The sequence below is a fragment of the Candidatus Manganitrophaceae bacterium genome (genome assembly GCA_016200325.1).
Taxonomy (GTDB): domain Bacteria; phylum Nitrospirota; class Nitrospiria; order SBBL01; family Manganitrophaceae; genus Manganitrophus.
Genome location: JACQEZ010000012.1, coordinates 22,412 through 29,667, shown reverse-complemented (window position 1 = coordinate 29,667; position 7,256 = coordinate 22,412). Strand labels below are relative to the sequence as shown.

The following is a 7,256-nucleotide window of genomic DNA, read 5'->3' as shown; positions in this document are numbered from 1 at the left end:
CGCCTTGCTCTTTCCGGTGAAATCGATTGCCTCGGTGACGGCGGGGATTAATCTGCTGAAGTGGTTTGCCCTTTATCTGCCGCTTTTTTTCTGGATCGCCAAGATGGCGGTTGAGAGGAAAGTCGGTTGGGTCCGAACCCCCCTCGATCTGCCGCTGCTCCTCTACACCCTCTTGGTCCTCTCCTCTCTGGCCTATTCGATCGACCCACAGAATACGATTGACGGCATTCGCGGCGGCTACCTGAAGTTTGTGATTGTCTATCTGGTGGTGCTCCACAATTTCCGGACGGTGGAGAAGCTCAAGCGGCTGGCGACGGCGTTTGCCCTCTCCTTCCTCTGGCTCGTCGCCGCGGGCTTTTATAATTATGGAATGGGTGACACCAGTATCATCGGCGGGTTGGCGGCCCTCGGGAACCGCCACCACAATGTCGTCGGGATGTTTATGGGGGGGACCTTTCCGTTTCTCTTGCTCCTTTATGATCGGGACGCGCCGTTGATCAACAGGGCGGTCTCGGGTGGACTGATCGTATTGGGTCTCTTTGCGGTCTTCCTCACCCTCTCCCGGGGGACCTGGCTGGGGGTGTTGGTCTCCTTCCTGATCTGGGGGCGGTTCCAAACCGGGCGGGTCATGCTGACCCTCTCGACCGCCTTTGCTCTCTTGGTTTTTTTGTTTGGGCCCGCTTCGATCGGGCAGCGGGCGGAGCTGCTGAAGCATCAAGCCGGGACGATCAGCGGCCGGACGCCGATCTGGCGCGTCGCCGCCTCGTTGATTAAAGAGCGCCCCCTTCTCGGCTACGGCTACGGCCCGGGAATCTTTACCCCGATCTATGAGAAGGAACGGCGCTTCCACGAAGCGCCGGAAGCAAACGCCCCCCACGAGCATAACCTGTTTGTCGCCCTTTTGATTCAGAATGGAATGGTCGGCCTGGTCCTCTACCTCTGGATCTTGGGGGGGGTGGTCCTCTTGACCTTCCGAACCCTTTGCCGCTTGGGCACAGGGCCGGAGCGGGAGCTGCTCATTATCGTCGGAAGTGGGGTCGTCGGGGAGTACCTGGTGCATGCGTTGTTGGAGAGAAACCATGTCGGCGTCTGGGCGATTCCCTTTTGGGCGATGATGGCAATTACCTTGGTGATTCATCATCGGATGCACGCCGGCACCGCTTTCTCCTCTTTCTCCTCTGGCCCGTCCGGCAATCCGACCGAGGGATCGACAGCGCTCTTTCCCGCGGAAGGAAGCGGTCGGCAGGAATATTCAGAGCCGGAACGCTTTTAGTGAGGAAGATCACACCCAATGGATCAATAGAGTGTTGAAGGAGGAGGCTGAGTTGTATAGAATGGGGAATGACGGCACGTGTTAAATCTGCCCGGTGCGCGACGTTCTTCATCGGGAAGGTCGATCCCGACCGATTCCGGCGCGAGAGAGGGAGCGGCCTTCCTTCAACAGAGGGTTCGGCAACAGAGGTTTCGGCGGAGTGAGAGGGTGTTGAGAAGAGATCCGGCCTCCGACCTGCTCGGTTTATGTTGGACGCCTTGCTCTTTCCGGTGAAATCGATTGCCTCGGTGACGGCGGGGATTAATCTGCTGAAGTGGTTTGCCCTTTATCTGCCGCTTTTTTTCTGGATCGCCAAGATGGCGGTTGAGAGGAAAGTCGGTTGGGTCCGAACCCCTCTCGATCTGCCGCTGCTCCTCTACACCCTCTTGGTCCTCTTTTCTCTAACCTATTCGATCGATCGAGAAAATACGTTGGCCGGCATTCGCGGCGGCTACCTGAAGTTTGTGATTGTCTATCTGGTGGTGCTCCACCATTTCCGGACGGTGGAGAAGCTCAAGCGGCTGGCGACGGCGTTTGCCCTCTCCTTTCTCTGGATCGTCGTCGCCGGGCTCTATAACTATCAGGTGGGAGAGCTCAATACGATCGGCGGGTTGGCGGCCCTCGGGAACCGCCACCACAATGTCGTCGGCATGATCCTGGGGGGGACCTTTCCGTTTCTCCTCCTGATCTACCGGCGCGATGGCCCGCTGCTCGGGAGGGTGTTGTCGACCGGCCTGATTCTGGTCGGCCTCTTCGCCGTTTTCATGACCCTCTCCCGTGGGACGTGGGTGGGGGTGCTCGTGACCGTGCTTATCTGGGGGATCTATCAAAACTGGAAGGGGGTGTTGGCCCTCTCGGTCCTGTTTCTTCTCTCCGTCTTTTCTTACGGTCCCCACTTGGTGACACAGCGTGCGGAGCGGCTGGAGAGCCAGATCGGAACGGCCAGCGGCCGAACCCCTATCTGGGATATCGCGGTTGATTTGATTCAAGCGCGGCCGCTCTTCGGCTATGGGTATGGCCCGGGGATCTTTACGGAGCTTTATGAGAAAGAGCGGCTCTCCCACGCCGCGCCGGAGCCAAAGGTGCCGCATGAGCACAATCTTTTCATCTCCCTCTTGATCCAAAATGGAATCGTCGGGCTGGTCCTCTATCTCTGGATTTTCTTCGGCGTGGTGGTTTTGACGTTTCGGACGGCCCACCGTTTGGAGGCCGGACCGGAGCGGGAGCTATTGATCCTCCTCGGAAGCGGGATGATCGGCGAGTATCTGGTGCATGCGCTGCTGGAGAGAAACAACGTCGGTTTCTGGGCGATTCCCTTCTGGGCGATGACCGCGATGGCCTTGGTGATCTACTCTCGGAGAGAGGTGAGGGACCTCTCTTTCTCGCGCGAGGCGGTTGCGCAACCGGTGAAGTAATATGCCAGAGAAGCGAGGCTTTAAAGATTACTTTTCCGATCAGGCCGAGGGCTATGCCGTCTTCCGACCCCGCTATCCGGAAATCTTGTTCGAATCGCTCGCCGAATCGGCTCCCCGACGGGAGCAGGCGTGGGATTGCGCAACGGGAAGCGGACAGGCGGCGCTCGGATTGGCGAGGCATTTTGACCGTGTCATCGCCACCGATGCCAGCCCCGAGCAGATTCAGAATGCGATCCCCGATCGACGGGTGGAATACCGGGTCGCTGCCGCCGAAAAGAGCGGATTAGCGGATGGGTCGGTCGATCTGATCACTGTCGCGCAAGCCTTGCATTGGTTTGACATCCCCGCTTTTTTTATGGAGGCGACGCGGGTCTTGGTTCCCGGCGGTCTCCTCGCGGTCTGGTGTTATCAGCTCTTCACGATCGATCCGGCGATTGACCGGCTCATCCATCTTTTTTATAGCGAAACATTGGGGCCGTATTGGCCGCCGGAGCGGAAGATGGTGGAAGAAGGGTATCAGACGATCTCTTTTCCATTTATCGAACAAAAAACGCCCCCGTTCTTCATCGAGTCCTCCATCACCCTTGACCCGCTCGGCGGTTATCTCAGAACCTGGTCGGCAACGCGACGCTACCTCGCTGCGGAGGGCCGCGATCCGGTGACCGACCTTCTCGTTTCTCTTGCGACGGTGTGGGGCGATCCTCTCCGCCCCCGCCGGATGAAGTCGCCGCTGCGTCTACGGGTGGGGCGCAAAGAGGGACGCGGATGAAATGTGGATGAAAAGGGGATAAAAATAGATCGGCTCGATCATTGGGTTCTCACCGTGCGGAAGATCGAGCGGAGCTGCGCGTTTTATGAGCGGGTGCTGGGGATGAAGGCGATGACATTCGGAAAGAATCGAAAGGCGCTCCTTTTTGGCAATCAGAAGATTAATTTACATGAACAGGGGAGGGGGCCGGCGCCGCGCGCGGCCCGACCGACCCCCGGTTCGGCCGATCTCTGTTTTCTGATCTCTACACCTCTGTCCGAGGCGATTACGGCGCTGCGGTCCGCCGGCGTGGAGATCGTCGAAGGTCCGGTCAGTCGAACCGGTGCGACCGGGCCGATCCGCTCGGTCTATCTTCGTGATCCGGATGGAAATTTGATTGAGCTTTCTAACCCGGAAAAGGACGCAACCGAGACCAGCGCTCTGTAGGGAGGCGGCTCTGAAAATAAAACTCGATCGGTCTTACCTTCGAGATTGGCGCCCCGGCGATGAGGCCTCGCTGATCCTCCATGCAAACAACCGGAACATCTGGATCAATCTGCGCGATCGCTTTCCCCATCCTTATCGTTTGGCCGACGCCCGAAAATGGATCCGACAAGCAAGTGAGGTGACCCCCCAGACCCAGTTTGCGATCGTGGTGAATGAAGCGGCGGTCGGCGGGGTCGGTTTCGAGGTGAGAGGCGATGTTTTTCGGCGGTCGGCCGAAATCGGCTATTGGCTCGGAGAGCGGTTTTGGGGTCGGGGGATCACGACGGAAGCGGTGATGGCGCTGACCGACTATGCCTTCAAGACCTTCGATCTCTGCCGAATCGACGCTGGGGTCTTCGAGTGGAATGCGGCCTCCATCCGGGTGCTCGAAAAAGCGGGCTACACGTGCGAGGCGTTGTTGAGGAAAAGCGTCACCAAGGAGGGCCAGACGATCGATCAGCTCATTTATGCGAAGATCCAGGAGGGCGGTTCGTGAACGAAGCCGAAGCGCTTTGGGTTGCTTTACGGAAGAAGACGAATGAGGGCAAAATCATAATGAGATCCTTCCTGAGACCCTCCGGCTGCGATAATTTTTCCATCTGCCTGCAGGGCCACGGCATAGGCGAAATCGATACTCTGGCCGGCCGAGACGATTCGCTTGCCCCCTTGGCCGAAAGAGGGATCGAGCGTCCCATCCGATTTATAACGGGCCACGGCGAAATCGGCGCCGGTGACATTCGAGAAGCCGGCCACGACGATCTTCCCGTCTGCCTGAAGGGCCATATCAAAGAGACCGTCATTTCCAGTATCGAGTGCTGTGACGACCTTTCCGCCGGTCCCAAAAGTTGAATCAAGGCTTCCGTCCGTATTATATCGCGCCAACGCAACGTCATAGTTATCGCTGGTGACGCTGTATCCGCCAATGACGATCCTGCCGTCTGGCTGAATCCGAACCGCCGTGGCAGCACTGCTGGCGCCCGGGGCGAAGGTGGTCGAGATTATCCCGCCTGAAAAAGCCGAATCGAGGCTGCCGTCCGTATTATATCGTGCCAGCACAAGATTGTTCGTGGAGCCGACCACGGAATAGCCGGAGAGGATAATCTTTCCGTCCGGTTGAAGCGCAATGGAGGTGACGAAGTCGTTCCCTTGGCTGATTGCGGTGATGACTTTGCCGCCGGTTCCGAATGTTGGATCGAGGTTCCCATCGGTATCAACGCGTGCCAGGGCGAAGTCATAATTGCTCCCGACCCAGGTTTGTCCGGCGACCAAAATAGATCCGTTTGGTTGAAGCACCATTGCATCAAGATAATCTTGATTTGCTCCCCCGCCCGGACCAAATCCTATAGGAGAGAATCTCTCGAAGGCTCCGTTCGTGTCATATAGAACAATACCGAAGTCATAATCTCCATTTTCAAAAATCGTCCCTCCTGCCAGAATCTTTCCGTCAGGTCGGATGACGATCTTCCCCCCGGTCCCGCCATCAAAAATTGTAGCCACCTTCCCTTCTTCTCCAAATGCGGAATCAATCTGTCCATCGGTACGATAGCGGACAAGCGAGAATCTGAAATTCTCTCCATCAAATGAATCGCCTGCTGCGATAATCTTCCCGTCTGATTGAACGGCGAGGGTGTCGGCGATCGCGCTGGCCACTTCGGAATCGACCGTCTGTTTACCTGTCGTATTAAAAGAAAGATCGAGTGTTCCATCTGAATTGTAACGTGCCAGGGCGAGATCTTTATTGTTTTTGGATAAGGATTCTCCCGCCGCTAAAATTTTCCCTCCCGATAGAAGCACAAGTGCGCGCGCAATATCGTCTCCAGCTCCGAAATCGGTCGTCACCTTACCGCCGGCGCCGAAGGTTGAATCTAGATTTCCGTTCGGGCTATATCGTGCAAGGAAAAAATCAGCATCGACTCCGTTGAACGCGTTTCCTGCAATTAAAATTTTGCTGTCTGACTGAATTTGAATGGAGAGAGCAAGGTCATCCCCACTGCCAATCGGGGTAATCACTTTACCTTGGTTGCCGAACGTCGTGTCGAAACTTCCATCGGAGAGGTTATATCGTACGAGAGCGACATCAGGATCGGTCGTATTATAAACGAATCCAGCTACGACGACGGTGGAGTTTTGGATGGCCATGGCTCGGATGGCTTCGTGACTTGTCCCAATTTGGGAAACCACTTTACCGTTTATCCCGAAAGTGGGGGAGGAATGATCAACCGCCCCTATTGCGGTATAACGAACCATGGCAAAGTCATAGTCTTGGCCATTATAGGTGTCACCCGCTACGATAATCCTACCGTCTGATTGGAGTCCAATCGCAAAGGGAAAGTCATCCCCATTCCCAATTGCAGTGGTTACTTTCCCGCCGCTTCCGAAAGTGGTATCAAGGAGACCCGAGTCATTATAAAGGACCAGGGCATAATCCGTGTTATTCCCATTGTAAGAGCTTCCAACGACCAGAATAAAATTATCTGATCGAATCGCCAAAGCAGAGGCAACATCGTCTCCAGAACCAATCTGGGTGATTGCCTTTCCGTTGACACCGAAGCTGGTATCGGGCGTTCCTTGGGTCGTATATCGGGCTACAGCGAAGTCATATTTGGTGCCATTAAATGCAGATCCCGCTACAACAATTCTTCCTATAGAATCGAGGGCGAGAGCGCGCGCTGTATCGCCCAATCCGAAATCGATGAGGACCTTCCCTTTCGTACCGAAGCTGGTGTCGAGGGTGCCATCTGGGTTGTATCGAAGGAGAAGGAAATCAGAATTAGCGCCATTAAAAGTATTGCCGGCGACAATGACCTTCCCATCTTGCTGGACCACCACACCGACAGCGCTGTCGCTTCCAAATCCGACCGGGGTGATCACTTTCCCCCCCGTTCCAAAGGTTGAGTCCAAGGTTCCTGGGGCACCCGAGACGGACCCGACGGAGTGAATCACGGTCACCACGGACGAAGCGCTTTTGCTGGCGTCGGCCTGGCTGAAGGCGACGACATGGTAGGTTCCGGGAGTGGTCGGGGCGGTATAAAGTCCGTTCGCGTCGACCACGCCGGCCGTCGCCCCTTCTTGAATCTGCCAGGTAATCCCGGGGTTGCCGGTTCCGCTGACGGTTGCGGCGAACTGTTGGGTCTCGTCGGGATGAAGGGTCGCGGTTGCAGGAGTGATGACGACGGCAATGCCGGAGCCGCTCTCTCCGCCGCCCCCTCCGCAGCCGGAAAGAAGGAGGCTGATGGAGAGGAAGAGAGAGAAAGAGGTCAGTCGCCGGGTGGTTATTAATGAGAGCATCGGCTTA

The 7,256-nt window shown here is 56.6% G+C and carries 6 protein-coding genes; 5 read left to right on the top strand and 1 reads right to left on the bottom strand.

Translation table 11 applies throughout. The features are described from left to right. The 5 genes from HY282_11295 to HY282_11275 form a co-directional block, all read left to right on the top strand. Nucleotides 1-1,273 (top strand): O-antigen ligase family protein (locus tag HY282_11295; protein MBI3804333.1); only part of this gene is annotated, 1,273 nt, incomplete at its 5' end. Nucleotides 1,274-1,518: 245 nt separating this feature from the next. Further along, nucleotides 1,519-2,727 carry an O-antigen ligase family protein gene (locus tag HY282_11290; protein ID MBI3804332.1) on the top strand — a complete coding sequence of 403 codons (1,209 nt, stop codon included), beginning with the start codon at nucleotides 1,519-1,521 and terminating at the stop codon, nucleotides 2,725-2,727. Between the two features lies 1 nt (nucleotide 2,728). Then, a complete protein-coding gene (locus tag HY282_11285; GenBank protein ID MBI3804331.1) occupies nucleotides 2,729-3,496 on the top strand; it encodes a class I SAM-dependent methyltransferase in 768 nt (255 codons plus the stop codon). Nucleotides 3,497-3,514: 18 nt separating this feature from the next. Then, on the top strand, nucleotides 3,515-3,922 hold the full coding sequence (locus tag HY282_11280) for a VOC family protein (GenBank protein ID MBI3804330.1): 408 nt from the start codon (nucleotides 3,515-3,517) through the stop codon (nucleotides 3,920-3,922). A 10-nt stretch (nucleotides 3,923-3,932) separates the two neighbouring features. Next, nucleotides 3,933-4,457 (top strand): GNAT family N-acetyltransferase, encoded by a 525-nt coding sequence (locus tag HY282_11275; GenBank protein ID MBI3804329.1) that lies wholly within the window; start codon nucleotides 3,933-3,935, stop codon nucleotides 4,455-4,457. Between the two features lie 26 nt (nucleotides 4,458-4,483). Here the strand turns inward: HY282_11275 and HY282_11270 are convergent, their stop codons facing one another. Continuing rightward, nucleotides 4,484-7,249 carry a hypothetical protein gene (locus HY282_11270; protein MBI3804328.1) on the bottom strand — a complete coding sequence of 922 codons (2,766 nt, stop codon included), beginning with the start codon at nucleotides 7,247-7,249 and terminating at the stop codon, nucleotides 4,484-4,486. Between the last annotated feature and the right edge of the window lie 7 nt (nucleotides 7,250-7,256).

Coding starts and splice junctions, on each gene's coding strand:
- HY282_11290 (MBI3804332.1), top strand. CDS start 1,519: ATGTTGGACGCCTTGCTCTTTCCGGTGAAATCGATTGCCTCGGTGACG.
- HY282_11285 (MBI3804331.1), top strand. CDS start 2,729: ATGCCAGAGAAGCGAGGCTTTAAAGATTACTTTTCCGATCAGGCCGAG.
- HY282_11270 (MBI3804328.1), bottom strand. CDS start 7,249: ATGCTCTCATTAATAACCACCCGGCGACTGACCTCTTTCTCTCTCTTC.